Here is a 26,180-nt window from a genome sequence, read left to right as displayed (position 1 = left end):
GGGTGTCGATTCCGGTAGGGTTCCGCGTCGATCTGGCGGTGTAGCTCAGCCGGTTAGAGCAAGCGGCTCATATCCGCTGTGTCGGGGGTTCGAGTCCCTCCACCGCCACCACTTCACGCGCGGGGTTCGACGATGACCATGCAGCCGGTCGAGGCCGCGGTGGCGGGCTTCTTCTCCCGGCACCCGGAACTCGCCCGAACGGTTCGCGATGCTCCGCTGGCCGTCGCGTTCTCGGGCGGTCCCGACTCGACGGCGCTGTTGCGCGCCATGCGGCTCGGCGCGCCCCGGTTCGCCTGGAGACCCGTGGCCATCCACGTCGACCACCGGCTGGACGACGGTTCCGCTCGGCGGGCCCGGACGGCGGCCCGGATCGCCGCGCGCCTCGGGGTTCCCTTCCAGGTCCACGTCGCCCGCTCCCTGCCGCCGGGCCGGAGCCTGGAGGAATGGGCCCGCGCCGAGCGCTACCGGCTGCTCGTCGCGGCCGCCAGCTCGCTTCAGGCGGCGGCGGTCCTGACCGCTCACCATCGCCTCGACCAGGCAGAGACGGTGCTTCTCCGCATCCTCTTCGGCAGCGGCACCGCCGGTCTCGGAGCGATGCGGCCGGTGTCGAACCGGCTCGGACTGCCGCTGCTCCGGCCGCTGCTGGACCTGGAGCCCGGCGATCTGCGGGACTACGCGGCCCACGGCGGCATCGAGCCCGTCGACGATCCGACCAACCGCGCCTCCGGGCCGCGGCGCAACTTCGTCCGCCGCCGCCTCTTGCCCTTTCTCGCGGCGGAGGCCCCCGACATCGACGAGCGGCTCGTCCGTCTGGCCCGGGCCGCGCGCAGGGCCGAGCCCACGGTGCGCCGCCTGCTCGACCAGGCGTTGGCGCCGCACTCCGGAGAGCAGTCCTGTGAGGTCGAGGCCGAGGCTCTGGCGCGGCTGCCGGCGTCGCTGTGGCCGGCGGCGCTGGCCCGCTTGCACCGGCTTGCGGGCGCGACCTACCCGCCCACCCGGAACGCCCGGCGGGAGCTGGCGCGGCAGTTCGACCGGCGGAGGATGAGCGGTCGGTCGGTCGGCTGCGACTGTGGCGGCGGCTGGCGCTGGGAACAGAGTCGCGACCGGCTCAGGGTGCTCCGCCCGCGTCCCCGAGAGAATCAAGCGATTGGATCCCTTGAAGTCGGGGGGCTGGAGTGACAACCTTCCGGGCACCCGCTCGTACAGTGGTTACGGAATCCCGCGGGCTTCGGGACCGTTGTCCCCCGCGGGTTGGGTCCTGCTCAGCAAGATGAACGCAACGCTCAAGAACCTCCTCCTGTGGGCCGCCATCTTCGTGATGGTGATCCTCATCTTCAACCTGTTCAACCAGGGCGCGGCGAGGCGTGGAGCGGTCATCTACAGCGACTTCTTCGACGACGTCGGGAAGGGCCGCGTGGAAGAGGTCAAGATCGACACGGACGGCAGGGTGAGCGGCACCTACAAGACCCGGCCGCGTGACGGCGTGGGCGACGGCAGTTTCACGACCCAGGTGCTGCCGGAGGATTCCGCGATTCTCATGGCCCTGCTCCGCGAACAGGGTGTGCGGATCGAGGTCGAGGAGGTCAAGGAAAACACGCTGACGATGGTGCTGATGACCTGGGGTCCGCTGCTCCTGATCGTCGGCCTCTGGATCTTCTTCATGCGCCAGATGCAGAGCGGCGGCAACCGCGCCCTCTCCTTCGGCAAGAGCAAGGCCAAGCTGCTGAACGCCAGCGGCAAGAAGGTCACCTTCAAGGACGTGGCCGGAGTCGAGGAGGCGAAGGAGGAACTCTCCGAGATCGTCGAGTTCCTGAAGGAGCCGCAGAAGTTCCAGAAGCTCGGCGGCAGGATTCCGAAGGGCGTGCTGCTGATGGGCCCGCCCGGAACCGGCAAGACCCTGCTGGCGCGGGCGATCGCCGGCGAGGCCAGCGTGCCCTTCTTCTCCATCTCCGGCTCGGACTTCGTCGAGATGTTCGTCGGCGTCGGCGCCAGCCGGGTCCGCGACCTGTTCGAGCAGGGCAAGAAGAACGCCCCCTGCATCATCTTCATCGACGAGATCGACGCCGTCGGCCGCCACCGCGGCGCCGGTCTGGGCGGCGGTCACGACGAGCGCGAGCAGACGCTGAACCAGTTGCTGGTCGAGATGGACGGCTTCGAGACGAACGAGGGCGTGATCCTGATCGCCGCGACCAACCGGCCGGACGTGCTCGACCCGGCGCTGCTGCGGCCGGGCCGCTTCGACCGCCGCGTGGTCGTCGACCGGCCCGACATCGCGGGCCGCCTCGGCATCCTGCAGGTCCACAGCCGCAACATCCCGCTCGACCCGGACGTCGATCTCCAGGTGCTGGCGCGCGGCACGCCCGGCTTCTCCGGCGCCGACCTCGCCAACCTCGTCAACGAGGCGGCGCTGATCGCGGCGCGGCGGAACCACAAGAAGGTCGACATGGCCTCCTTCGAGTTCGCCAAGGACAAGGTGATCATGGGCGCCGAGCGCAAGACCATGATGCTCACCGAGCAGGAGAAGGAGGTCACCGCCTACCACGAGGCCGGTCACGCCCTGGTCGCCGCCTTCATGCCCGAGGCCGACCCCCTGCACAAGATCACGATCATCCCCCGGGGCCGCGCCCTGGGGTTGACGATGCAGCTGCCGACCGAGGACAAGCACACCTACCGCCGCAAGTACGTCGATGCCCAGATCGCGATCCTCATGGGCGGGCGGGTTGCCGAGGAACTGACGCAGGACGACATCACCACCGGCGCCGGTAACGACATCGAGCGTGCCACGGACATGGCACGGCAGATGGTCTGCGAGTGGGGCATGTCGGACCTGGGGCCGCTCAACTTCGGCGAGAAGAGCGAGCCGGTGTTCCTCGGCCGCGATTTCAGCCAGCGGTCCGACTACTCGGACAGCACCGCCCAGTCGATCGACACCGAGATCCAGGCCATCGTCCAGCGCGGCTACGACAGGGCCCGCGACATCCTCTCCGAGTACCGCGAGTTGCTGGAGTCGCTGGCCAGGGAACTGCTCGAGCTCGAGTCGCTCGAGGGCGACCGGGTCTACCAGTTGATCCTCGAGGCCACGGGTCAGGACCTGACGCCGGCGCGTCCGACGACCCGCATCCCCGACCTGGAACCGCCGGACGAGGGCCAGCAGGCCCCCGCCACGGACGACACCCCGGCGCCCGACGTGGCCGGCACGCCCGAACCCGCAACGATCTCCGAGCGGCAGGAACCCGACCCGGTTCCCCTGCCGTTGCCGAAGCCGGAGCGTTAGGGGACGGCTGGTTCGGCAGTAGCGTCGTGCCGGAGGTCGTGATCGGAACGCGATGGACTTGGCGCAGCCGCTCGGACTCCTAGGCTGGAGGGATCTGGTCGACCTGGTGGTCGTCGGCCTCGTCGTCTACAACCTTCTGCTCCTCATCCGCGGCACGGGGGGCGTCCGCATCCTGGTCGGCATCCTGGTGCTGGCCGCGGCGGCGTGGATCGCGGCGCTGCTTCGCCTGGACACGCTGCAGGCCTCGCTGAACTACCTGTTGCCGGCACTGCCGATCGTCATCGTCGTTCTGTTCCAGAACCAGATCCGGCGAGCGCTGGCCCGCGTGGGCCGCAACCCCCTGCTGCGCCTGACGGCCGACCAGACGGGCGAGTCCTGGATCGAGGAGATCGTGGTCGCGGCGCAGGCCCTGTCCGTCCGGAAGCTGGGCGCGCTGATCGTGGTCGAGCGGATCGACGGCCTGCGGGACTACGCGGAGAACGGCATCGTCCTTGACGCGGCGGTTTCCCACGACCTGCTGCTGACGATCTTTGCCCGTGATACGCCGCTTCACGACGGTGCCGTGATCGTCCAGAAGGACCGCATCGCGGCCGCTGCCTGCTTTCTGCCGCTGACCACCAGCGCTGGCGTTTCCATCGAACACGGCACCCGGCACCGCGCCGCGATCGGCATCACCGAGGAGACGGACGCCGTGGTGGTCGTCGTCTCGGAGGAGACAGGCAGGATCTCGATCGCGCAGGAAGGTCGCCTGACCGGCGACCTCACCCTGCGCGAGTTGCGCAACCAGCTCTTCGAGCTGTTGCTGGCGCCCGGCACGAGCAGGCCTTCGGGATGAGCGCGAACGGCAATCGCTGGACGTTCCGCGCGCTCGCGGTCGTGATCGCGATCGGCATCTGGCTGCCCGCGTCGTTCTGTCCGCGCCTGCGCGAGATAACGACGCCGCCGATCGAGGCGAACGTGGCGGGGCGGTTGACGATCCCCGATCACGAGCGCCTGACGGTGCTGAGCATCGAACCCGAAGGTGTTCAGGTCCGTATTCGCGGCAACGACGAGCTGATCGACTCCCTGGAACTCGATCAGGTCCGCGTCCAGGTGCCGTTGCCCGACGACGTGTTCGCCGCCGGTCCCTACAGCGGTCCGCGGGAAGTCGAGGTCGTACTCGCCGCCGAAGACGTCGTGTTGCCCGACGACCAGGTCCAGGTCGTGTCCGTGGCGCCGGATCGCCTCGTCCTGAGCGTCGACGAGGAGATCTCGGTCGCGGTGCCGGTGGCGGTCGAGTGGATCGGCGAGCCGATCGGCGGCATCAGCGTGGACGATGAGAACGTGCGGATCGAGCCGGAGACGGTCACCGTGCAAGGGGCGCGCTCCGAGATCAACAAGCTGGAGTTCGCGCTGGCCGGGCCCATCGACCTCACCGGCCGTGGCCTCGACTTCACGGCCAGGCAAGTACGCGTGCGGTTTGGCAGCGAACACGTCCGGGTCGAGTTTCCGACCATCGTCGACGTGTCCGTGCCGATGATCTCGAGGCAGCCCCAGAGCTCCGGCGCGGGCAATTGACCTCGAAGCTGTTCGGCACGGACGGCATGCGCGCCGTCTTCGGCACGCCGCCGCTCGACCAACCGACCGTCCAGGCAGTCGGCTACTGGTTCGCCAGACTGAGCGCGGACGGCGCGCTCCGCTGGGTGCGCGGGTCCTCTGACCCGCCTCCGCCGGAGGCGGCTTCGAAGCGCGCCGGCCGAGGGCCGACTCCGCTGTTGCTCCTCGGCGGCGACACCCGCGCCAGCCGCGCCGAGATCACCAACTGGCTCGCCGCCGCCGTCCGCGCCGCCGGCTGCGAGGTCCGCTCGGCCGGCGTCGTCCCCACGCCGGCGGTGGCCTACCTCGTCACCGAACTGGGCGCCGCCGGCGGCATCGTCGTCTCGGCCAGCCACAACCCGTCCACCGACAACGGCGTCAAGCTGATCGGCGCGGACGGCTTCAAGGTCGATCCCGAAGTCGAGCAGGCGATCGAAGACCGGATCGGCTGGGTGCGCGGGTCATCTGACCCGCTGCCGCCGGAGGCGGCCGACAGAGTCGCCGCCGGCGAAGCCGGCGACCAACTCGAGGACGAATCCGAACTCGCGGACCGCTACCTGGAACACCTGACGGCGTCGCTGCCGGCGGACCGGCCCCTGGCCGGCCTGCGGATCGCCGTCGACGCCGCAAACGGCGCCGGCGCTCCGTACGCCGGGCGGCTGTTCACCGGCCTGGGCGCCGACTGCTCCGTGACCTGCGACGAGCCGGACGGCCGGAACATCAACCTCGATTGCGGCTCGACCAGCAGTGGGCGCATCGCGGCCTTCACGCGCGCCACGGGCAGCGACCTCGGCGTCGCCCTCGACGGCGACGCCGACCGGGCCCTGCTCTGCGACCACCGGGGCCGCATCTGCGACGGCGACATCCTGCTCTACGTCTGGGCCACGCACCTCGCGGCCCGCGGCGAACTCCCCGGCAGCCGCATCGTTGCCACGACGATGTCGAACATGGGCCTGGAGAAGGCGCTCGAAGGCGACAACGTCGACGTGGTTCGCTGCGGCGTCGGCGACCGCGAAGTGGTCGAGGCCATGCGGCGAGAAGGCGTCCGCCTCGGCGGCGAACAGTCCGGTCACCTGGTCGACCTGGAGCTCGGCACGACCGGCGACGGCCTGCTCACCGCGGCCGCCGTCGCGAGCATCGTCGCCGCGTCCAGCCACCCGCTCGCCGACCTGGCCGCCGGTTTCCGGCGCTTCCCGCAGACCCTGCGCAACGTCAGGGTGCGCGAGAAGCAGCCGCTCGAGAGCATCCCCGGCCTTGGCGAGGCCGTCGCGTCCGTCGAACGCGAACTCGGAACCTCAGGCCGTGTCCTGCTCCGCTACAGCGGCACCGAAGCCCTCGCCCGCGTGATGATCGAAGGCCCCGACCAGAGCCGCATCGAAGAACTCTGCGGCCGCATCGCCACCGTCCTGGAAGCCGAACTCGGCTGACCCTCGCGCATCCAGCAGAGGCGGATCTAGGATCAGGCCATGACCCATCTCTCCGTCAACGTCGACCACGTCGCCACGCTGCGGCAGGCTCGACTCGCCGGCTACCCGAGCCCCCTGGAAGCGGCGAGGCTCGCCGAGGAAGCCGGCGCCTTCGGCATCACCGTGCATTTGCGCCAGGACCGCCGCCACATTCAGGACCAGGACGTCGTCGACCTCCGGGAGACGGTCACGGGCCGGCTCAACCTCGAGATCGCGGCCGAAGAGCCGATGCTCCGGTTCGCGGAGCGGGTGAAGCCCGACCAGGTGACGCTGGTTCCGGAGCGGCCAGACGAGGTGACCACCGAAGGCGGCCTCGACCTGGTCGCTCGGGGCGACCAGGTGCGCCGCGCCGCCGGCCGCCTGGTCGAGGCCGGCATCCGCGTCGCCGTGTTCGTCGACCCCGACCTGGAACAGGTCGCGGCGCTAGCCGACCAGGACGACATCACCGGCTTCGAACTGAACACCGACGCGTACACCCGCGTCTCTGGGGCCGAAGCCGACGCCGAGTTCACGAAGATCGAGGCGGCTGCCGAGCGCGGCCTCGCCGCTGGCCGTGAGGCGTACGCCGGGCACGGCCTGACCGTCGCCAACGTCGGCCGCGTGGCCGCCCTTCCCGGCGTCAGCGAACTGAACATCGGCCACTCCATCGTGTCCCGGGCAGTGCTGATCGGCATGCCCGCCGCCGTCGCCGAGATGCTCGAAGCAATGCAGGCTGGCTGACCTCAGCCCCCGACCAGCCCCCGCTCGCGGTAGTCCTTCAGCTTCCGCTGCAGCGTCCGCACGCCGATGCCCAGCAGCCGTGCCGCCTCGGCCCGCTTGCCGCCGGTGCGTTCCAGGGTCTGCAGGATGGCCTGGCGCTCGATTTCGGCCATCGTCCGCGGTTCGCCGAAGGTGGTCTGGACGGCGGCTTCGGCGGGCGCCTCGGCGGCCTGGCGAATCTCCTCGGGCAGATCGCCGACCTCGATCCGGCCGCCGCCGTGGAAGACCGCGACCGTCTCGAGCACGTTGCGCAGCTCCCGCACGTTCCCCTGCCAGCGGTTCTGGGCCAGGCACGACAGCGCCCTGCCCGAGAGCTGCATCTCCGGCTTGCCCTCGCGGGCCGCGAACTCCCTCAGGAAGTGGTCCGCGAGCAGCGGCAGGTCGTCGAGGCGGTCCCGCAGCGGCGGAATGCGCAGCGTCACGACCTTGAGCCGGTAGTAGAGATCCTCCCGGAAAACGCCCTTCTCGACCGCCTCTTCCAGATTGCGGTTGGTGGCCGCCAGCAGCCGGAAGTCGACGTCGAGCATCCTGCTGCCTCCGACGCGCATGATCTGCCGCTCTTCGAGCACCCGCAGCAGCTTGACCTGGAGTTCCGGGATCAGCTCGCTGATCTCGTCCAGGAGCAGGGTCCCGCGCGCCGCGAGCTCGAACTTGCCGATCTTGCGACCGACCGCGCCGGTGAAGGAGCCCTTCTCGTGCCCGAACAGCTCGCTCTCCAGGATCTCGTTCGGGATGGCGCCGCAGTTGAGCGCCAGGAACCTCTCCTGTCGCCGGTCGCTCGCCTGGTGCAGGGCTTTCGCCACGAGTTCCTTGCCGGTGCCGCTCTCGCCCAGGATCAGCACCGAGGCCCGGCTCGGCGCGACCTGGCGCATCTGCTGGAACAACTGCTCCATCGCCGCCGACTGGCCCACGATGGCGTCGAAGCCGAAACGCTCGTCGAGCATCTCGCGCAGGTTCGTCACCTCGTCCCGCAACTGCCAGTTCTCGATCAGCTTGAGGACGCGGCTCCGCAACTCGTAGAGGTCGACCGGCTTGGTCAGGTAGTCGTCGGCGCCGACCCGCATCGCCTCGACCGCCGACTCGATCGTGCCGAAGCCGGTCACCAGAATGACCGCCAGGTCGAGTTCCTGGGCCCGCACCCGGTTCAGGAAGGCCAAGCCGTCCATCCCCGGCATGCGCAGGTCGCAGACCGCCAGGCGCACCTTGGGTTCCCGTTCCACGAAGGCGAGCGCGGGTTCGGCGTCGTCGAAGACGCGCACGCGAAGTCCGGCCCGCTCCAGGGCGATCGCCATGGACTGGCGGGAACCGGCCTCGTCGTCGATGACGATGACCCAGGGGGCTGCGGCCATGGCGCGATCCTAGCCCGCCAGCAGTTCCTCCAGGCCCGCCTCGTTCAACACTTCGACGCCCAACTGCTCCGCCTTCCGGAGCTTCGAACCCGCCTTCTCGCCGGCGACCAGAAAGTCCGTCCGGCTGCTGACGGAACCGGTGACCTTGCCGCCTTGCGCCGTGATGCGGGCTGCCGCCTCGTTGCGGGTCAACCCGCTCAGCGTTCCGGTGAGGACGAACGTCTTGCCCTCGAGCGGGCCGTCCGCCGCCTCCTCTTCGGTCTGTTCCTCCTCGAACTGGAGGCCCGCGTCCTCCAGGCGGCGGAGCAGGTCCTGGTTCCGCTCGGAGTCGAAGAAGGCGCGCACGGACTCGGCGATGCGGCTGCCGATGTCTTCGACTTCCTCCAGCTCTTCGGCGGACGCCGCGGCGAGCGCCTCGATGCTGCCGAAACGGCGGGCGAGCAGTGACGCCGTGCTGTCGCCGACGAAGCGGATGCCGAGCGCGTAGATCAGGCGGCTGAGAGAACGCTCCTTCGATTCCTGCAGGCTGGCGATGGTTCGCGCCGCCGCCTTCTCGCCCAGCCGGGCGTCGTTCGTCTTCTTGAGATCGGCGAGCTTCTCCACGGTCAGACCGTAGAGGTCGGCCGGGTCGCGCACCAGGCCGCCCCGGACGAGTTCGCCGACCAGCCAGTCGCCCATGCCCTCGATGTCCATCGCGTTGCGCGAGGCGAAGTGGCGGATCGCCTCGCGGACGACCGCCGGGCAGGCGGCGTTGACGCAGCGGAGCAGCGCCTCCTCCTCCGGCTGGTACAGCTTCTCGCCGCAGACCGGGCACTCCGTGGGCGGCTCGAAGCGTTGAGACTCGGGGCCCCGCCGCTCCTCGAACACCGACACCACCTTGGGGATGATGTCGCCGCCCTTCTCGATCACGACCGCGTCGCCGACCCGGACGTCCTTGCGCGCCAGGTCCTCGTAGTTGTGCAGCGTCGCGCGCTTGACCGTGGTGCCGGCGACGAGCACCGGCTCGAGTTCGGCCACCGGCGTCACGGCGCCCGTGCGGCCGACCTGGGCGTTGATCGCCCGCACCACCGTCTCCGCCTGCTCGGCTTCGAACTTGAACGCCACGGCCCAGCGCGGTGCCTTGGCGGTGGCGCCGAGCCGGTCCCGAAGCTCCGGGTCGTCCACCTTGACGACCACGCCGTCGGTCTCGAAGTCGAGCTCGCCGCGCTTCTCCTGCCACTCGTCGCAGAAGGCGACGACCTCCTCGAGACTCGCGCAGCGCCGCCACGAGCCGTCGACCGGCAGACCCAGATCCGCCAGAGCGGCGAGACAGTCGCCGTGCGATCGGCGCTCCTCGTTGCCGTCGCCGCCGCCGCCGGGCTGCACCCACTCGTAGCAGGCGAGGTCCAGCCGCCTCCGCGCGACGTCCCGGCTGTCGAGCAGGCGCACCGTCCCGGCGGTCGTGTTGCGGGGATTCGCGTAGAGCTCCTGGCCGGACGCTTCGCGCTCCTCGTTCAGGGCGGCGAACACGCTGCGGCGCATGTACGTCTCCGCCCGCACCAGCAACCGCGCCGGCGCGCCCGCCGGCAGCCGCAGCGGCAGCGAGCGGATCGTCCGCGCGTTGACCGTCACGAGATCCCCGACCCTGCCGTTGCCGCGGGTCGCCGCCTCGGTCAGCACACCGTCCTCGTAGAGCAGCGAGAGCGACACGCCGTCGACCTTCAGTTCGCAGACGAAGTCGATCCCGGTGTCCGGGACCAGCCGCTCGAGCCGCTCGACCCACTCCTTGAGTTCGTCGTGGTCATAGGTGTTGTCGAGCGAGAGCATCGGCGGCTGGTGCTCGACCTGCTCGAAGCCCTCCGTGGGCTCGCCTCCGACCCGCTGCGTGGGACTGTCGGCGGTCCGGAGCCCCGGATGCTCCTCCTCCATTGCCAGCAGCTCCGCCATCAGGCGATCGAACTCGCGGTCGCTGATCTCGGGCTTCGCGTCCTGGTAGTAGAGGCGCTCGTGGCGCTGCAACTCCTCGCGCAGGAACGCGGCCCGGTCTGCGGGTGACTCCGTCATCGGTGACATTCTGGCGTGTTTTGAACCCCGCCGCAGTATGCTGCCCCTCCATGGAGTTGGTCGGCTTCTACCTCCGCTACGCCCGCCGATACCTTCATTGGGGGCTGCTGGCCCTGGCGGGGATCGTGGTCTTCGGTGTCGCCACGCTGGCCTTCATCGGATTGATGCACCCGATGTTCGAGGAGGTGCTGCTCGCCACCGAGGACGAGATCCGGGACGTCTCGATCGGCGGTCTGGCCGGTAACGGCGGCGAAGAGGACGACGGTGCGCTGGCGCGCCTGTTTCGGCCGGTCGAGGACTTCGCCGCGAGCCTGAAAGCGGCAGCGGGCGGTCTCTACGACGATCTGAAGGGGTGGGCGGGCATCGAGGGCCGCAGCGAGGTGTTCTTCGCCCCGGTCCTGATCGTGCTCGTCATCCTGCTGCGCAGCCTGATGGCGTTCGTGTCGGGCTACTCGTTCCAGCGCGCCGGGCTGGGCATCACCACCGACATCCGCAATGACCTCTACCGCCACGTCATCCACCAGTCGAGCCGGTTCCATCAGCGCTACACCTCGGGCGAGCTCTACAGCCGGGTGGTCAGCGACGTCTCGAAGCTCCAGAACGCCGTCGCGGCGCGGCTCTTCGACATCTTCATGTCGGTCGCGATGCTCCTGTTCTACGGCGCGACGCTGCTCACGCTCCACTTCACTCTGGCGGTCGTGTCGCTCTTCGCGGTGCCTCTGTTCGCCTTCCTGCTGGCGCGCTTCGGCAAGGGGATGCGGAAGGTCACCTACCGCAGCCAGGAGCGCATGGCCGACCTCTCCGGGCTTCTGACCGAAGGCATCAGGGGCAACCGGGTGGTCAAGGCGTTCGGCATGGAGGAGTTCGAGTGCGGACGGTTCGAGCGAGCCACCCGCGGCCACCTGCTCGCCAACCTGCGTGCGCAGTTCCTGTCGACCCTCTCGAGTCCGGTGATCGAGTCGACGGCGGCGGTCGGCGGCGCGGTTCTGGTCGTCTCCGCCGGCCTGATGATCCGCGACGGGCAACTGACCTTCAGTCAGTTCATTCAGTTCCTGCTCGTGCTCATGATGATGTACGACCCGATCCGCAAGCTGAACAAGGTCAACCTGGTGCTGCAGGAGGCGGTGGCGTGCAGCCACCGCATTCACGGACTGATGCAGGTCGAGAGCGAGATCGTCGACCGCCCGACCGCGCCGCCCGTCTCCGGGCTCAAGGAGGGCGTCCGGTTCGAGGAGGTCTCCTTCGACTACGAGGACACGGGACACGGCAAGGGGGTGCTCTCCGGCATCCGTCTTGAACTCCATCGCGGCGAGGTCGTGGCCCTGGTCGGCGCCTCGGGCGCCGGCAAGTCGACTCTCGTCAACCTCCTGCCGCGCTTCTTCGACCCGGTCTCCGGCCAGGTCCAGATCGACGGCACGGACATCCGCGCCCTGCCGCTCCAGAACCTGCGCTCCCTGATCGGCATCGTCACCCAGGAGACGGTGCTGTTCAACGACTCGGTGCGGAACAACATCGCCTACGGCCGCGACGACCTGCCGATCGAGGAGGTGCGGATGGCGGCGGCCGCCGCCTACGCCGACGACTTCATCATGGCGATGCCCGAGGGCTACAACACGGTGATCGGCGAGGGCGGCCAGAACCTCTCCGGCGGCCAGCGCCAGCGGCTCGCGATCGCCCGGGCGCTGCTCAAGAACGCTCCCATCCTGATCCTCGACGAGGCGACCTCCCATCTCGACACGGAGTCCGAGGTCGTCGTGCAGCGGGCGATCTACAACCTGATGGAGGGCCGCACCGCCCTGGTCATCGCCCACCGCCTGTCGACGGTCGTGCGCGCCGACCGGATCGTCGTCCTGGACGGCGGCTCGATCGTCGAGGAAGGAACCCACGAGCAACTGCTGGAACTGGGCGGCGCCTACAAGCGCCTCTACGATCTCCAGTTCCATGGCTAAGGGTGCCGGCCGCTGGCCGCGCACCCAGGGTGTCCCATGAAGGTCCGCGGCGCCGCCCTGGCGCCCGCTGCCGTGGCGGTGCGGTTTCTCTCCCAGGCGCTCACCGCGACCTGGCGCCTCGACCGCCTCGAGGGCCGCGAGCACCTGGAGCGGGCGCTCAAGCCGCCGGCCCTGCTCGCCTGCTGGCACGAGCAGACGGCGCTTTCCCTGCTGCTGGTGCGCAGGTGCCTGCTGCCCGCCGGCGGGCCGGTGTCCATCCTCGCCAGCCACTCCGCCGACGGCGAGATCTCGGCGCGGGTCGGCCGCGCCTGGGGCATCCGCGTCACTCGCGGTTCGACCTCGCGGGGCGGCCGCGAGGCGGCCCTCCACCTCTACGGCGAACTCCGCCGGTACCGGTCGACCCTGCTCCTCATGCCCGACGGTCCCCGCGGTCCGGCCCGCGAGGCGAAACCCGGCGGCATCGTGCTGGCGGCGACGTCCGGCGCGCCGATCGTTCCCGCCGGTCTGGCCGCCGCCCGCGGCTTCAGATTGCGAAGCTGGGACCGCATGGCCGTCGGCGCTCCGTTCACCCGCGTGGCGGTCGCCGTCGGCGAGCCGATGGCGCTCGAGCGCCGGGCGACGCCCGTGGAGCGCGAGGCGGCGCGGCTCGAACTCGGCGCCAGGCTCGACGAACTGACGGCCAGGGCCCGCCAACTGCTCTCCTGAGCGGGAATCCACCGGTGCCGGAACGGGTTGAAGCCTGTGTTCCTCCCCGTGTTCCTGTCCGATGGAAACCCCGCGAAACCCGCGAGAATGCTAGAATCCTGGCGCTTTTCCCTCGCCCGTGCATCACGGGCGGAGGCCAGGCCTATGCCTTTCCATCGTTTCATCGACATTTTTCTCCGCATCCCCACTGGGTGCGCGGGTCCTCTGACCCGCTGCCGCCGAAGGCGGCGTCGAAACGCCGGGCGAAGCCCGTCAATTCTGACCGCCATCGCGCTCCTCGTTGCCCCCGCCGCACACGCCCTCGTCTACGTCATGCCGACCGACGAGGCGATGGTCGACCGTTCGCCCGTCATTGTCTTCGGCGAAGTCGTCGCCGCCGAGCCAGCGCCGGTGGAAGGCATCCCCTCGACCGACTTCATGTTCCAGGTCGAGGACGTGCTGAAGGGCTTCGTCCCCGGCGGCACGATCGTCGTGCGCCAGCCGGGGGGCATCGGCGCCGGCGGCATGGCGGCCCGGATCATGGGGCTACCCGATCTCGTCGAGGGAGACCGGATGCTGCTCTTCCTCGACCCGGTCGAGGGCGCCTACCGCACCGTCGAGCTCGCGCTCGGCATGTTCTTCGAGGTGCGGGCCGGCGGCCGGACGCTGCTCGTGCGCGAGTCGTCGCTGGGTTGGGGGGCGCCAGTACCGGACGACGCCCTGTCGAACGAGCGTGTTCGGGCGCGCCTGCCGCGTCACGCGGAGCCGTTCCGGCGCTGGATCGCCGACGTCGCGGCCGGTCGCGAGCAGCCGGCGGACTACTTCGCGGCCGACCTGGCCGAGGGGCCCGTCGCGGTCGCGTCTCCCTACAACCTGACCCGCGCCCCGTCGGGTTGCGAGCGGCCCGGAACCCGGCTGCGCTGGCGCAGTTTCGACCGGGGCGAGAGCGTTGGCATGGTGGTTCAGGCCAGCGGTCAGCCGGGCGCTCCGGGCGGTGGCCGTTCCTCGGTGCTGGCCGGCATGCGCGCCTGGAACGGGGATCCCAGGAGCCGCGTGCACCTGGTGCAGAGCGGCTTCACGAACGAGGAGTTCACGCTGGCGCCGAACGGCGAGAACTCGATCGGCTTCGAGGACCCGCAGGACCAGATTCTGGGCTCGTTCACTCCAGAGACCGGCGGCATCCTCGCGATCGCCGCCGTGTACTTCTACTGCGGCGCGTCGACCCCGCCGCACCCGGTGCCGCGAGGCGGTGGCGTGCAGGCCTATGAGATCGTCGAGGCCAACATCGCCACCCAGGACGGCTATCGCGAGTGGCTGGCCCGCAACCCGAACCCGCGGCGGGCCCACGACGAGATCATGACCCACGAGCTGGGTCACGCCCTCGGCATCAGCCACTCCTGCGCCGACGAGGCGAGCGGACCCTGCAACGAGTTGACCGACGAGGCGATCATGCGCGCGACCGCTCACGGCGACGGCCGGGGCGGGGCGCTCAACCGCGACGACCGGAACGCGGTGCGCTTCCTCTATCCGGTGACCGGCCCGGTCGGTCCGGTGGGGCCGGCGGCGCCCTCCGACCTGACCGTCACCGCGATCAGCCAGACGGAACTCGAGCTGCGCTGGCAGGACCGCTCCGGCAACGAGACGGGCTTCGAGATCCACGAGCGGATGGTCGACAGCGAGTTCATGCGCATCGACACGCTGCCGGCGAACACGACATCCGTCGTTATCGAGCACATTCCTCCCGCGTCCTTCCGCGCGTACCAGGTCGTCGCCACGAACAACCGCGGCAGGTCGAGCCCCACGCTCGAAGTGGGCGCGACGACGCTCGCCGAGGTCGGGGAGTGTGTCGAGGACGGGGACACGGTGTGCCTGAACGAGGGACGTTTCCGGGTCGAGCTCCAGTGGGAATCGGCCGACGATGCCGGCGCGGGCGCCGCCGTGCCGCTGACCAACGACACGGGCTACTCGTGGTTCTTCAACGAGGACAACGTCGAGGTGGTGGTCAAGGTGCTCGACGGCTGCGCCTTCAACCAGCGCTACTGGGTGTTCGCGGGCGGACTGACCGATGTCGAGGTCATCATGAAGGTGATCGACTCGGAGACCGGGGTGGCCGCCACCTACTACAACCGGCCGGGCACCGCCTTCGAGCCCGTGCAGGACCAGGAAACCTTCGCCGTCTGTTCCCAGGGCGCCAACCTCTACGGCGAGAGCCGCTACCTGCTCGCGGCCGACGAGATGGAAGCGCTGCGCGGCGGCATGGACCTCACGGCCGCTTCGACCGAGGCCGCGTTCGAGTGGCCGGCGCCCTTCCAGGTAGGGCTCGCTCAGGACGGCGGCGGCAGTTGCGTGCCCGACGAACGGACCCTCTGCCTCGAGAAGGGCCGCTTCTCGGTCCGCGCCACCTGGGAGAAGCCGGACGGCGAGACCGGCGACGCCGTCGCCTGGCCGCTGACGGGAGACACGGGCCTCTACTGGTTCTTCGCTCCGAGCAACGTCGAGATGGTGCTCAAGGTGCTCGACGGCTGCGGCATCAACCAGCACCGCTGGGTGTTTGCGGGCGGCCTGACGGACGTCGGCGTGGCGATGACCGTCACCGACACCGAGACCGGCCAGGTGCAGAGGTACGGGAACCCGGTCGGCACGGCGTTCCAGCCGGTGCAGGATCTGAACGCGTTCGCCTGCTCAGCGCCCTAGCCAACCCGCCGGCGCGCCGGCTCTGGGACCGCAGGGATAGGGTCGTGAGGCTCTTCGCTCGCCTGTGCGCGCCGGGCGAAGGCTGACTTCTCATGTCTGTCCATCGTCCCTTCGACATTCCTTTCTGCCGGTGCATCGCCGGAGTGGTGCTGCTGGCGGCGCCGGCTGCCGGCCTCGTCTACGTCATGCCGACCGACGAGGCGATGGTCCAGCGGTCGCCCGTCATCGTGTTCGGCGAGGTCGTCGCCACCGAGCCCGGGCCGGCCGGTGGCCCGCTCTCCACCGACGTCATGTTCCAGGTCGAGGAGGTGCTCAAGGGCTTCGTGCCGGGCGGCACGATCGTCATTCGCCAGCCCGGCGGGGTCGGCCCGGACGGTCTGGTGGGCCGGGTGGTCGGCCTGCCGGCTCTGGCCGAAGGCGACCGGGTGCTGCTCTTCCTGAATCCGGTCGAGGGCGTCTACCGTACGGTCGAGCTTGCCCTCGGCATGTTCTTCGAGACGCCGGCGGGCGGCAGCACGCTGCTGCAGCGCGAACCGTCGCTTCGCGTCGGGGCCGTTGCCGGTGGCTCCACCGCCGTCGCACCGGCCGATGAGTGGCGCCCGCGCGACGCGGTCCGGTTTCGGCGCTGGATCGCCGATCACGTAGCCGGCGCCGACGGACCGGCCGACTACTTCACGAGCGATCCGGGAGACGATCCCGAGGTAGTCGTCTCCGCCTTCAACCTGTCGTCTTCGGACGGCTGCCCTCGGCCGGAGCTTCCCACTCGCTGGCTGGAGTTCGACCGGGGTGAGAGCGTGGGGATGGTGGTCCACGAGGACGGCCAGCGGGGCGTCGTGGGCGGCGGGATGTCACAGGTGCTTGCCGCGATGCGGGCATGGAACCAGGATCCCAGGAGTCGGGCCAACCTGGTGCAGGGTGGCCTGACGAAGGAGAAACCGTCCCTGGAGTCCGACGGCGTGAACTCGATCACCTTCGAGGATCCTCACGACGAGATCGAAGGTACTTATGACCCGGCAACGGGCGGCACGCTCGCCCTCGCGTGGTGGTACTACTGGTGCCGCGAGCACGACATTCCAGGCCGGCCGCGGGCGGAGGCGTACGAACTGGCGGAGGCCAACATCACGACCCAGGACGGTTACTACCGCTGGGTGGCGTCGACGGAGAATCCCCGGCTGGCCCATGCGCAGGTCATGGCGCATGAGCTGGGTCACGTGCTGGGCCTCGGCCACAGTTGCGGCGATGAGAAGAGCGGCCCCTGCGTTTCGGACCAGGAGAAGGGCACGATCATGCGGTCGCACATCGGCGACGACCTGATCGAGGGCGCCGCGCTCAAGCGCGACGACCGGAACGGGGTGCGCGCCCTCTACCCGCTGACCGGCCCGGTCGGTCCGGTGGTTCCGGCGGCGCCCTCCGGCGTGACGATCACTGACATCAAGCAGACGGAACTGACGCTGCGCTGGCAGGACCGTTCCGGCAACGAGACGGGCTTCGAGATCCACGAGCGGATGGTCGACAGCGAGTTCATGCGCATCGACACGCTGCCGGCGAACACGACATCCGTCGTTATCGAGCACATTCCTCCCGCGTCCTTCCGCGCGTACCAGGTCGTCGCCACGAACAACCGCGGCAGGTCGAGCCCCACGCTCGAAGTGGGCGCGACGACGCTCGCCGAGGTCGGGGAGTGTGTCGAGGACGGGGACACGGTGTGCCTGAACGAGGGACGTTTCCGGGTCGAGCTCCAGTGGGAATCGGCCGACGATGCCGGCGCGGGCGCCGCCGTGCCGCTGACCAACGACACGGGCTACTCGTGGTTCTTCAACGAGGACAACGTCGAGGTGGTGGTCAAGGTGCTCGACGGCTGCGCCTTCAACCAGCGCTACTGGGTGTTCGCGGGCGGACTGACCGATGTCGAGGTCATCATGAAGGTGATCGACTCGGAGACCGGGGTGGCCGCCACCTACTACAACCGGCCGGGCGCCGCCTTCCAGCCGGTCCGGGACCAGGAAACCTTCGCCGTCTGTCCGCAGGGCGCCAACCTCTACGGCGAGAGCCGCTACCTGCTTGGGGCGGACGAGATGGAGGCGCTGCGCGGCGGCAGTGCCGGTGCGCCTCCGGACGTCGGTGCGCCGGCCTTCTGGCCGGCATCCGAACTCGCGCAGGACGCAGGCGGCAGTTGCGTGCCCGACAAGCGGACACTCTGCCTGGAGAAGGGCCGCTTCGCGGTCCGCGCCACCTGGGAGAAGCCGGACGGCGAGACCGGCGAGGCCACCGCCTGGCCGTTGACCGGAGACACCGGCCTCTACTGGTTCTTCGATTCCAGCAACGTCGAGATGGTGCTGAAGGTGCTCGACGGCTGCGGCGTGAACGGCCACCGCTGGGTGTTCGCGGCCGGCCTGACGGATGTCGGCGTGAAGTTCACGGTCACCGACACCGAGACCGGCGAGGCGCAGGCGTTCTCGAAACTCCCGGGCCCGCTGTTCAAGCCGCTGCAGGAACTGAAGGCCTTCTCCTGCGAGGCCCCGTAGTCGACCCGCCGGTGCGCCACTGTCGGGTTCTGGCCGGCTTCTGCTTGCCGGATGCGTCGCCTCTGGCAACACGCCGATTTGCATTCTTCTATAAGTTGGGCGTAATCTACTGGGACGTATAGATTTCCCACTCAACACCGGGGGTGCTCCGCCGGAAAGGGAAGACCATGAGACTGAGCCGCCGTACCACACGACATCTCATCTGCCTGACGAGCCTGCTGGCGTTCGTTTCGACGCCGCTTCTGGCCCAGACGGGAATCGACCTCCTGGACCCGGAGCAGGTGCTGCGCGCCGGGGAGTCGCCCGGACAGCCGGACGGCACCACGACAGTCCGGGCCGTGCTGGACGACGACCCGACGGGCCTTCTTCAGGCGACCCATGTCAGAGACACGCTTCGGTATGACGACGGGGAGTTTGAGAACTTCGAAGCGGGCGGTTCTTTTCTGGAGCCGGTTTCGTCCGGCGGCACGATTGAATGGGCGCAGCGCTTCGAGGTGCCCGCAGACAGCGCGGTCGTAAGCGCCAGGGTTTGCTTCCTCCGGCCAGAGGGCGACCCGAACAGGTCGCTGGACTTCAAGCTGCGCTTCTACAGCAATGTGGTCGAGAGCCGGGTCATTAGCAATCCGGGCCGTCGGGGTGGGCTGAGCTACACGATCGAGTCAGACATCAGGGTCGCTGGAGATAGCCGGTGCCTGGTCTTGAGAGGTCACCTCGTCGGCAAGGTGCTCCGGCGGGGCAGGCACTGGGTCGGTGTCGAATGGAACACCGCGACGCAGAAGCGTCTCGGCGGAGACCACTACACGCCCGACGACAAGGCAGATGAGGATCGCAGCGGCGATCCCGTCCATGATACGGAGTTACGGTACCGGAGCCTGCCGGTTCAAACGGGCACGGCCTACGATGGCTGGCTGGATCCCCGTTTTGGTGGTCCCCAGCTCACCTCCGGCCTCAAGGCGATCGGCATCAGCTTGATTGTGGAGAGGACGCACGCAGCCGAGCCCGAGCCTGACCCCACACCGATGCCCGATCCCACACCCGATCCCACGCCCGATCCCACGCCCGAGCCGGATCCGGATCCGGGCGTGATCACTCCGCCGCCCACCGGGGCCGGCTACTCCGCCTGCCGTCCCACGGTGGCGCCGCTCACCTTCGAGGGCGGGATCAAGGTCAGCCTTTGCTACGACACGATGAAGGGGGACATGGGGGACGCCGAGAGCGTGTACGGGTCGGACAACTCCGGTCTGCTCTACTTCTTCGAGCCCGACAACGCGGAGGTCTTCGTCAAGGTGCTCGACGGCTGCAGCCACAACGGCCACCGCTGGGTCTACATGGCGGCGTTGACGGACGTGGCGTTCAACATGTACGTCAACGACGGTCGAAACCCGACGAAGGCGTACCACAACCCGTCGGGTAAGAACCACGCGCTCGTGCAGGACCAGATGGGGTTTCCCTGCTCCCGGTAAGGGCGTAGGCAGCGGGTCTTCTGACCCGCCGCCGCTGTAGGCGGCTTCGAATCGCCGGCCGCAGGCCGACCTTTCTTTTCCTCCCCGTCTGCCCGTTACGCTACGCGGGCCCGTCTGGCACGTCTCTTGCGGTGAACTCCTGCCGCAGGGGCGCTCGTTCACAGACGACCAAGGAGGAATCGCCCATGACGTGTCGCACTCTAGTTGCCGGTTGCCTCGCTTCCCTGGCCTCTACCTTCGTCCTCGGGTCGCCGTCAGCCGCCCAGTCCGGCCGTGACCTGTTGCGGCCCGAGCCGAGAGCGGAGATCGAGGCCGAACGACTGAGCCTCGTCGAGTACGTGGACGCCGTACGCGTCACGGCCCGCGGCCGCAGCGTAGTGTCCGTCAACCGGACCGCCGCGAGTGTGCGCCAGCCGGCCACGGAGGTCTACCAGTACGACGACAACGTCTTCGAGGGCTTCTATCGGCTCGTCGGCAACGCCTCGAATGACTTCCTCTACGAGATGGAGTTCGCCCAGCGGTTCCGGTTGCCCGAAGCAGGGACCGTCGAGTACGCGGTGGCGTGCATGGCGAGGACGCAGGACGACACGAGCGGCGACGCGGCGTTCTCCTTGAACTTCTACTCGGGTGCCGGAAACACGCCCGTGACCCTTCTCGCCGCTTTCGACGTCCCGGCGCGACTCCCGGAGGCCGGGACCTTCATCTGCTTCGAGATCGGTGGCGCCGTGGCGGGCCTGGAGCTGAACGCCGGCCAGATCTGGGTCGCCGCTTCCTGGTCGCGCGGCAACCCGCCCGCGAACACGAAGCTCCTCGCGGTCGACGAGGACGGCTCGGATGGGCGGCGGGCGTTCCGTGGTCGTGAAAGCGAAGACGACGAGTGGGAGCGCTGGCAGGTCGACACGGACCCGGGCGTCTACGGCATTCGCCTCGCCGTCAACCACCCGGATCCCGAACCCGACCCGCAACCCGACCCGGATCCCACACCCGATCCAGGCCCCGACCCGGATCCCGATGCCGGCCCACCGACCGGAGAGGGCTACACCGACTGCGTTCCCCAGACGACGCCGCTCGTCTTCGAGGGCGGCTACAACGTCCGCATGTGCTACGAGACGAGCGAGGGCACCATCGGCGAGGGCAAGGCCGGCATCTGGGCCTCCGGCCAGTCGGGTCTGCTCTGGTTCTTCACCCGGGACAACGCCGAAGTGCTGATCAAGGTGCTGGACGGCTGCGGCTTCAACAACCACCGCTGGGTGTACGTGGCGCCGGTGACCGACCTCGCCTTCAACCTCTACGTCGTCGACAGCCAGCGAAACACCTGGTCCCACCACAACCGCCAGGGAGACACCGCGTCCACCAGGAGTGACAACGAGGCCTTTCGTTGCAGCAACTAGGCGGCCGCCAGGCCGGCTCCCTGTTGGCCGCCGCCCTCCTGACCGCCCCGGCCGCAGCGATCGTCTACGTCCTCCCCACCGACGACTCCATGGTCGAGCGCTCCGGGGCGATCGTCTTCGGCGAAGTCCTCGCCGCGTCCCCTGGCCTCCGTGAAGGCTCGGCGTTCACGGACTACACCTTCGAAGTCGAAGAAGTCCTCAAGGGCTTCGTCCCCGGCGGCACCATCGTCGTGCGCCAGCCCGGCGGCCTCCTGCCCGGCGGCATCGCGATGCGGGTCCAGGGCCTCCCGATGCTGGCGGCAGGGGACCGCGTCCTGCTCTTCCTCGACCCGCTGGCCGACGCCTACCGCCCGGTCGAGCTCGCCCTCGGCGTCTTCTTCGAGGTCCGGACCGCCCGGGGCCCGTTGCTGATCCGGGAACCGTCGCTTGACGGTGAGGTGACCCTGCCCGGCGACCCCGCGGCCGCGGACCGTGCCCGGGCCCGGCTGCCGCGCGATTCCTCTGGCTTCCGACGCTGGATCGCGGACCGGGCGACGGGCGTCGAGCGCTCCGCGGACTACTTCCTGGTGGAGCCGCCGGAGGGCCCCATCGCGGTCAGGTCGCCGTTCACGGCGACGCGAAGCCCTGACGAGTGCTTTCACGACGGCCTGCCGCTGCGCTGGCGCGAGTTCGACAGCGGCGGGAGCGCGGGCTTCACCGTCCAATCCGGAGGTCAACCCGGGGTCTCGGGAGGCGGCCTGTCGCAAGTACGCACCGCAATGCGGGCCTGGAACAACGTTTCCGGCAGCCGCGCCAACCTGGTCCTCCACGGCACCTCGAACGCGGACTACTACGTCGACACTGTGGACGGCGTGAACTCGATCTCCTACGAGGATCCGTTCGATGAGATCGAGGGGACGTTTCGGCCGAGCGCGGGTGGCGTCCTCGCGATCACCCACAGCTTCTTCTACTGCGGCGCCTCGGAGGTCCCCCACCCGATTCCGGGCAACAGCTCGGTCGAGGCGCTGGAGCTGATCGAGTCGAACATCGCCACCCAGGACGGGTTCGGGGACTGGCTGGCGCTGTCTCCGCATCCTCGCGAGAACCATGAGGAGATCATGGCTCACGAACTGGGCCACGCGATTGGCATCGGCCACTCCTGCGGCGACGCCAGGAGCGGTTCCTGCGACGGGGTGACGGGCGAGGCGATCATGCGGGCGACGGCCCACGGCGACGGCCGCGGGGCGCGGCTGAACAGCGACGACCGGGCCGCGGCGCGTTTCCTGTACCCCGTTCCCGGCGCCGACCCAGAGCCGGACCCGACCCCCGATCCCGATCCGACGCCAGATCCCGACCCACCTCCCGACCCGCCGACCGAGCCCGACCGGACTCTCGGTCCCCTGCCGGATCCTCCTCAGGGGCCCGGCTACACGGACTGCCGTCCGGAGATGGCGTCCCTCGTGTTCGACGGAGGCTTCAAGGTCGCCGTGTGCTACGAGACGGCGAGTGGGGGAGTCGGCGAAGGCAAGGCCGGCATCTGGGCTTCGGGCGAATCGGGCCTGCTCTGGTTCTTCAATCGCGACAACGCGGAAGTCCTGGTCAAGGTCCTGAACGGCTGCCATCTGACCGGCCACCGCTGGGTGTACGCCGCTCCGGTCACCGACCTCGCCTTCAACCTCTACGTTCAGGGCGCCGACGGGAGCAACTGGAGCCACCACAACCGGCTCGGCGAGACCGCAGCGAGCAGGAGCGACAACTTCGCTTTCCCCTGCGACTGATGCCGCCGCGCCGGGTCTGACCGTCGCCGGTCGGCAACTCGTTAGATCCCGGGCAGACAACGGTCAGCCGTCCGTCCGGTAGCGTCGTGGATCATGCGGGTCGCAGTTGTCTGGAACTACGGTACGCCGCTCCGGCAGTGCAGCTTCCGGTTCGAGGAGTACGTTCGCGGGCTCGAGGCGCTCGGCCACGAGGCGTTCGTTGCCTGTCCCGAATCCTCGAACGACGGCTTTCCCGTGCCGATCGTTTCGCCGCCGGGCGGCGGCGGCCTGGAGGACGACGAGTTCTGGCGCGGCCTCGAGGCCGACGTGGCGATCGTGCCGTCCTTCCACCAGATGTCGGATCTCCTGGAGCTGATCCGCGGCGCTGGCGTGCGCACGATCGCCATGGGCGACTCGGACGGCCAGATGGGTCTTCGCGCGTTTCCCCTGGCCACGCTGCGCCGGAAGGTCTTCTCCGGCTCGCCGGACCGCGACCACCAGCTTCGGCAACTCCGCTTCCTGGCCCGGCGCTACCTGCTGTCCTTCCGCCGGACCGACCCGCAGGACGCCGAGTTCGTCCGCAGCGCGGGGGAGTCCGACGTGCTCATCCTCGGTTGCGAGGAAGCGAAGGTCCATTTCCGCCGCTTCCTCCGCACGGCCGGCGCGGCGGATCTCCAAGGCCGGGTTCACGTCTCGCCGCTCGCCATCCACCGGGTCTACGTCGATTCGCCCGACCTCGGCCGGGAACGGCGAGGCATGGTGGCGATCGGCCGCTGGGACGATCCCCAGAAGAACGCACCGCTGCTGGCGGGGGCGCTTGCGCGCTACTTCGGTCGTGGCGGCCGCGAGGCGCGCGGCGAGCCGGTCAGCATCTTCGGTCCGGGCGCCGAGAGTCTCTTCGGCGAGCTCAACCGGCGCTTCCCGAACGTCGAGCACCATGGGCCGCAGTACCCGGAAGTCCTCGCCGACGCGCTGGCCGGCAGCCGCTTCATCGTCTTCTCGTCGCGGTGGGAAGGCGCGCCGCACGCCGGTTGCGAGGCGCTGTCGATGGGAGCGACCGTCGTGGGTACGCCGATCCCGAGCCTTCGGAGCTGGTCCGAGGGCGGCGCCTACGGTCGCGTCGCCTCCGCGCACCGCGCCGGGCCGCTGGCCGCGGCGATCGCGGAGGAACAGGCGGCGTGGCGGCGCGGCGAACGCCACCCGGCTAGCATCGCCGCGGTATGGCGCCAGCGGAGTTCGGGCCGCGGCGTCTGCCAGACGATGCTCGAGGCCCTGGCCCAATGAAGTCGTTCCAACGCCGGCCGCTGGAGGTCATCCTCGACACCACCGAGCGCTGCAACCTGAAGTGCAAGATGTGCTACTTCTCGGCGGTCGACCGGCTGCAGTTCCTGCCCTTCGACCGGCAGTTGTCCCGGAACGGGATGATGCCGCTGGAGACCTTCTCCCGGGTCGCGGCCGACCTCTTCCCCCGTGCCCGACGGGTCGCCCTGGGCTGCGCGGCCGAGCCTCTGGTGCACCCGAAGTTCATCGACATCGTTCGCGAAGCCGGCAGCTACGGCGTTCCCGACCTGTGGTTCCCGACCAACCTGCTGCCGCTGACGCCGGCCAAGGCCGAGGCGATCTGCGAGGCCGGCGTGAGCACGGTCGGCGTGTCGATGGACGGCACGAACGCGGAGACCTACGAGGCGATCCGGGTCGGCGGCAAGTTCGACCGGCTGATGCGTTCGCTCGACCTGCTGAACGAGGTCCGGCGCGGCGCCGCCACGAGGCTGCGGCTGATCTTCGTGTGGATGCGGACGAACCGCGGCGATCTCGCCGACCTGCCGCGCTTCGCCGAGGAAGTCGGCGCCAGTGAGCTCGACGTCCGCTTCGTGGCGCCGACCGCTCACGTGAGCGCCGAGGACGAGCTGCTCGACGACGAGGACCCCGGCGCGCTGCGCGCCGAGCTCGCCGCCGCGGCGGAGGAGGCCGCCGCCCGCGGGCTCCGTCTCGTCTCCTACCCGGACTTCGACGACGGTCAGCCGGTTGGCCTGCGTGGCCACATGATGCGCTGGCGAGCGGGCCTCTACGACCGCCAGCGGCTGCGCGGCCGCTTCCGCACCGCGGTCGCCGGCTGCGCCTGGCCCGGTCACACGGTGGTGGTCCGGCCCAACGGCGCGGTCTCGCCGTGCATCTTCTGGGATGAGCAGCCGATCGGTCTGTATCCGGAGACCTCGCTTGGGGAAGTCGAGCGGGCGCCGTTGCTGGCGGAGATCGTCGATGGGCTGAAGAGCGGCAACCCCTGCGGCACGTGCCGGTCGTGCTCGGAGCGGAAGCATGCGCTGTACTTCCGGTTGCAATGGCGGCAGCAGGCCGGGGAGCGGCTGGAGCAGTTGGGGGCGGGGCCGGGGAGTGGTGGTGTGGCTGAGGTGGGGGAGAAGAGCGGTCGGCCTTCGGCCGGCGATTCTCCGCCGCTTTCGGCGGCAGCGGGTCTTCCCAGTCCCGCCGCGTGGATCGCGGAGCACACTCCCGCCGAACCCTTCGACCGCGTCCTCTTCGTCGGCGACGAAGCCTGGGCCCCCCAACTCCTCCGCGCAGGCTTCGCAAAGCAAGTCGACATCGTCACCTCAAGTGCCAGTGCCAGTGCCGGTGCCGGTGCGCCAGCCGGCGTCCGCCACGTCCCCATCCACCCCCGCCGCCCCGAGCTCCCCGCCGCCGCCTACCAGGCGGCCTGCTGCATCGGCGGCCTGTCCTCCCATCTCCGCCTCGAACGGCTACTCGACGCCGTGCTCGACGCCCTGGAACCGGGCGGCCGGCTGTTCGTGGACGATTACGTGGGCCCGGCCCGCCACCAGTGGAACCACCGCACCGGCGCCGCGGCGGCCGCCGCCTACCGCCGGCTGCCGGCCGCGGCGCGGCGCTTCGAGCGGCTGCCCATGCCGCCGGTGGAAGGCGACTGCGCCCGGGCCACCCGCTCCGGCGATGTCGCTCGCCTGATCCGCACCGGATTCCGGGTCGAGTCCGTGCGCCCCTACGGCGGCGACCTGGTCGCGCCGCTCGCCACCTCTGTCGACTGGAGCCGGCTGCCGGAGGCCGACCTACAGCGCCTCGTGGAGGGCTCCGGCGCCGGTGGCCACTACGCGCTGACGGTGGCCCGTCCCCGCACCGGCTGGCTGCGGCGGCTGGCCGGGATTCGCTACCGCGTCGGTCCCAAGGTCCGTCGTGTTTTCATTTACGAGCCCCGGCGCGCTCGCGACCTGGCGTTCCAGGCGCTGCGCGGAAAGGTCTAGATC

Annotated in this window: 17 protein-coding genes and 1 tRNA gene; 16 read left to right on the top strand and 2 right to left on the bottom strand. The window is 69.7% G+C overall.

Going from position 1 to position 26,180, the window contains the following annotated elements; translation table 11 throughout:
• The first annotated feature begins 34 nt into the window (after positions 1–34).
• The 7 genes from OXI49_01410 to OXI49_01380 all read left to right on the top strand — a co-directional run bounded on the left by OXI49_01410 (position 35) and on the right by OXI49_01380 (position 7,035).
• Positions 35–111 (top strand) — tRNA-Met (locus OXI49_01410).
• A gap of 21 nt (positions 112–132) precedes the next feature.
• Entirely contained in the window at positions 133–1,179 is a 1,047-nt protein-coding gene (gene tilS, locus OXI49_01405) for a tRNA lysidine(34) synthetase TilS (GenBank protein ID MDE2689145.1), read from the top strand.
• A 91-nt stretch (positions 1,180–1,270) separates the two neighbouring features.
• Positions 1,271–3,274, top strand: coding sequence for an ATP-dependent zinc metalloprotease FtsH (gene ftsH / locus OXI49_01400; protein MDE2689144.1), 2,004 nt, complete (start codon positions 1,271–1,273; stop codon positions 3,272–3,274).
• 52 nt (positions 3,275–3,326) lie between these two features.
• The gene (gene cdaA, locus OXI49_01395) at positions 3,327–4,109 is read left to right on the top strand and encodes a diadenylate cyclase CdaA (GenBank protein MDE2689143.1); all 783 of its coding nucleotides are present in this window, start codon (positions 3,327–3,329) and stop codon (positions 4,107–4,109) included.
• Positions 4,106–4,831, top strand: coding sequence for a CdaR family protein (locus OXI49_01390; GenBank protein MDE2689142.1), 726 nt, complete (start codon positions 4,106–4,108; stop codon positions 4,829–4,831). The genes cdaA and OXI49_01390 overlap by 4 nt, the downstream gene beginning before the upstream one ends.
• Positions 4,828–6,276, top strand: coding sequence for a phosphoglucosamine mutase (locus OXI49_01385; GenBank protein ID MDE2689141.1), 1,449 nt, complete (start codon positions 4,828–4,830; stop codon positions 6,274–6,276). Before OXI49_01390 ends, OXI49_01385 begins: the two co-directional genes overlap by 4 nt.
• Before the next feature lie 39 nt (positions 6,277–6,315).
• Positions 6,316–7,035: a pyridoxine 5'-phosphate synthase gene (locus tag OXI49_01380; protein MDE2689140.1), complete on the top strand. Its 720-nt coding sequence runs from the start codon at positions 6,316–6,318 to the stop codon at positions 7,033–7,035.
• A 2-nt stretch (positions 7,036–7,037) separates the two neighbouring features.
• On the opposite strand, the gene OXI49_01375 is transcribed toward OXI49_01380, so the two are convergent.
• Both OXI49_01375 and ligA read right to left on the bottom strand, forming a co-directional pair.
• Positions 7,038–8,423, bottom strand: a complete 1,386-nt coding sequence (locus tag OXI49_01375; protein ID MDE2689139.1) for a sigma-54 dependent transcriptional regulator — start codon at positions 8,421–8,423, stop codon at positions 7,038–7,040.
• A 9-nt stretch (positions 8,424–8,432) separates the two neighbouring features.
• Entirely contained in the window at positions 8,433–10,466 is a 2,034-nt protein-coding gene (gene ligA / locus OXI49_01370) for an NAD-dependent DNA ligase LigA (protein ID MDE2689138.1), read from the bottom strand.
• Between the two features lie 50 nt (positions 10,467–10,516).
• Between ligA and OXI49_01365 the strand changes: the two genes are divergently transcribed.
• From OXI49_01365 to OXI49_01325, 9 genes are all read left to right on the top strand, one after another.
• On the top strand, positions 10,517–12,415 hold the full coding sequence (locus tag OXI49_01365) for an ABC transporter ATP-binding protein (GenBank protein MDE2689137.1): 1,899 nt from the start codon (positions 10,517–10,519) through the stop codon (positions 12,413–12,415).
• A gap of 36 nt (positions 12,416–12,451) precedes the next feature.
• Positions 12,452–13,120, top strand: coding sequence for a DUF374 domain-containing protein (locus OXI49_01360; GenBank protein ID MDE2689136.1), 669 nt, complete (start codon positions 12,452–12,454; stop codon positions 13,118–13,120).
• Positions 13,121–13,432: 312 nt separating this feature from the next.
• The gene (locus OXI49_01355; protein ID MDE2689135.1) at positions 13,433–15,793 is read left to right on the top strand and encodes a fibronectin type III domain-containing protein; all 2,361 of its coding nucleotides are present in this window, start codon (positions 13,433–13,435) and stop codon (positions 15,791–15,793) included.
• A 92-nt stretch (positions 15,794–15,885) separates the two neighbouring features.
• Complete coding sequence (locus OXI49_01350; GenBank protein ID MDE2689134.1) at positions 15,886–18,318, top strand: fibronectin type III domain-containing protein; 2,433 nt, start codon at positions 15,886–15,888, stop codon at positions 18,316–18,318.
• A gap of 167 nt (positions 18,319–18,485) precedes the next feature.
• Complete coding sequence (locus OXI49_01345; protein ID MDE2689133.1) at positions 18,486–19,781, top strand: hypothetical protein; 1,296 nt, start codon at positions 18,486–18,488, stop codon at positions 19,779–19,781.
• Between the two features lie 185 nt (positions 19,782–19,966).
• Positions 19,967–21,172: a hypothetical protein gene (locus OXI49_01340; protein MDE2689132.1), complete on the top strand. Its 1,206-nt coding sequence runs from the start codon at positions 19,967–19,969 to the stop codon at positions 21,170–21,172.
• The gene (locus OXI49_01335) at positions 21,160–22,929 is read left to right on the top strand and encodes a hypothetical protein (protein ID MDE2689131.1); all 1,770 of its coding nucleotides are present in this window, start codon (positions 21,160–21,162) and stop codon (positions 22,927–22,929) included. The genes OXI49_01340 and OXI49_01335 overlap by 13 nt, the downstream gene beginning before the upstream one ends.
• A gap of 93 nt (positions 22,930–23,022) precedes the next feature.
• On the top strand, positions 23,023–24,192 hold the full coding sequence (locus OXI49_01330; GenBank protein ID MDE2689130.1) for a glycosyltransferase: 1,170 nt from the start codon (positions 23,023–23,025) through the stop codon (positions 24,190–24,192).
• A complete protein-coding gene (locus OXI49_01325) occupies positions 24,189–26,177 on the top strand; it encodes a radical SAM protein (GenBank protein ID MDE2689129.1) in 1,989 nt (662 codons plus the stop codon). Before OXI49_01330 ends, OXI49_01325 begins: the two co-directional genes overlap by 4 nt.
• The last annotated feature ends 3 nt before the right edge of the window (positions 26,178–26,180 follow it).

The organism is Acidobacteriota bacterium, from assembly GCA_028875725.1.
Classification (GTDB): domain Bacteria; phylum Acidobacteriota; class Thermoanaerobaculia; order Multivoradales; family Multivoraceae; genus Multivorans.
This window is presented reverse-complemented; position numbering and strand designations above follow the sequence as displayed.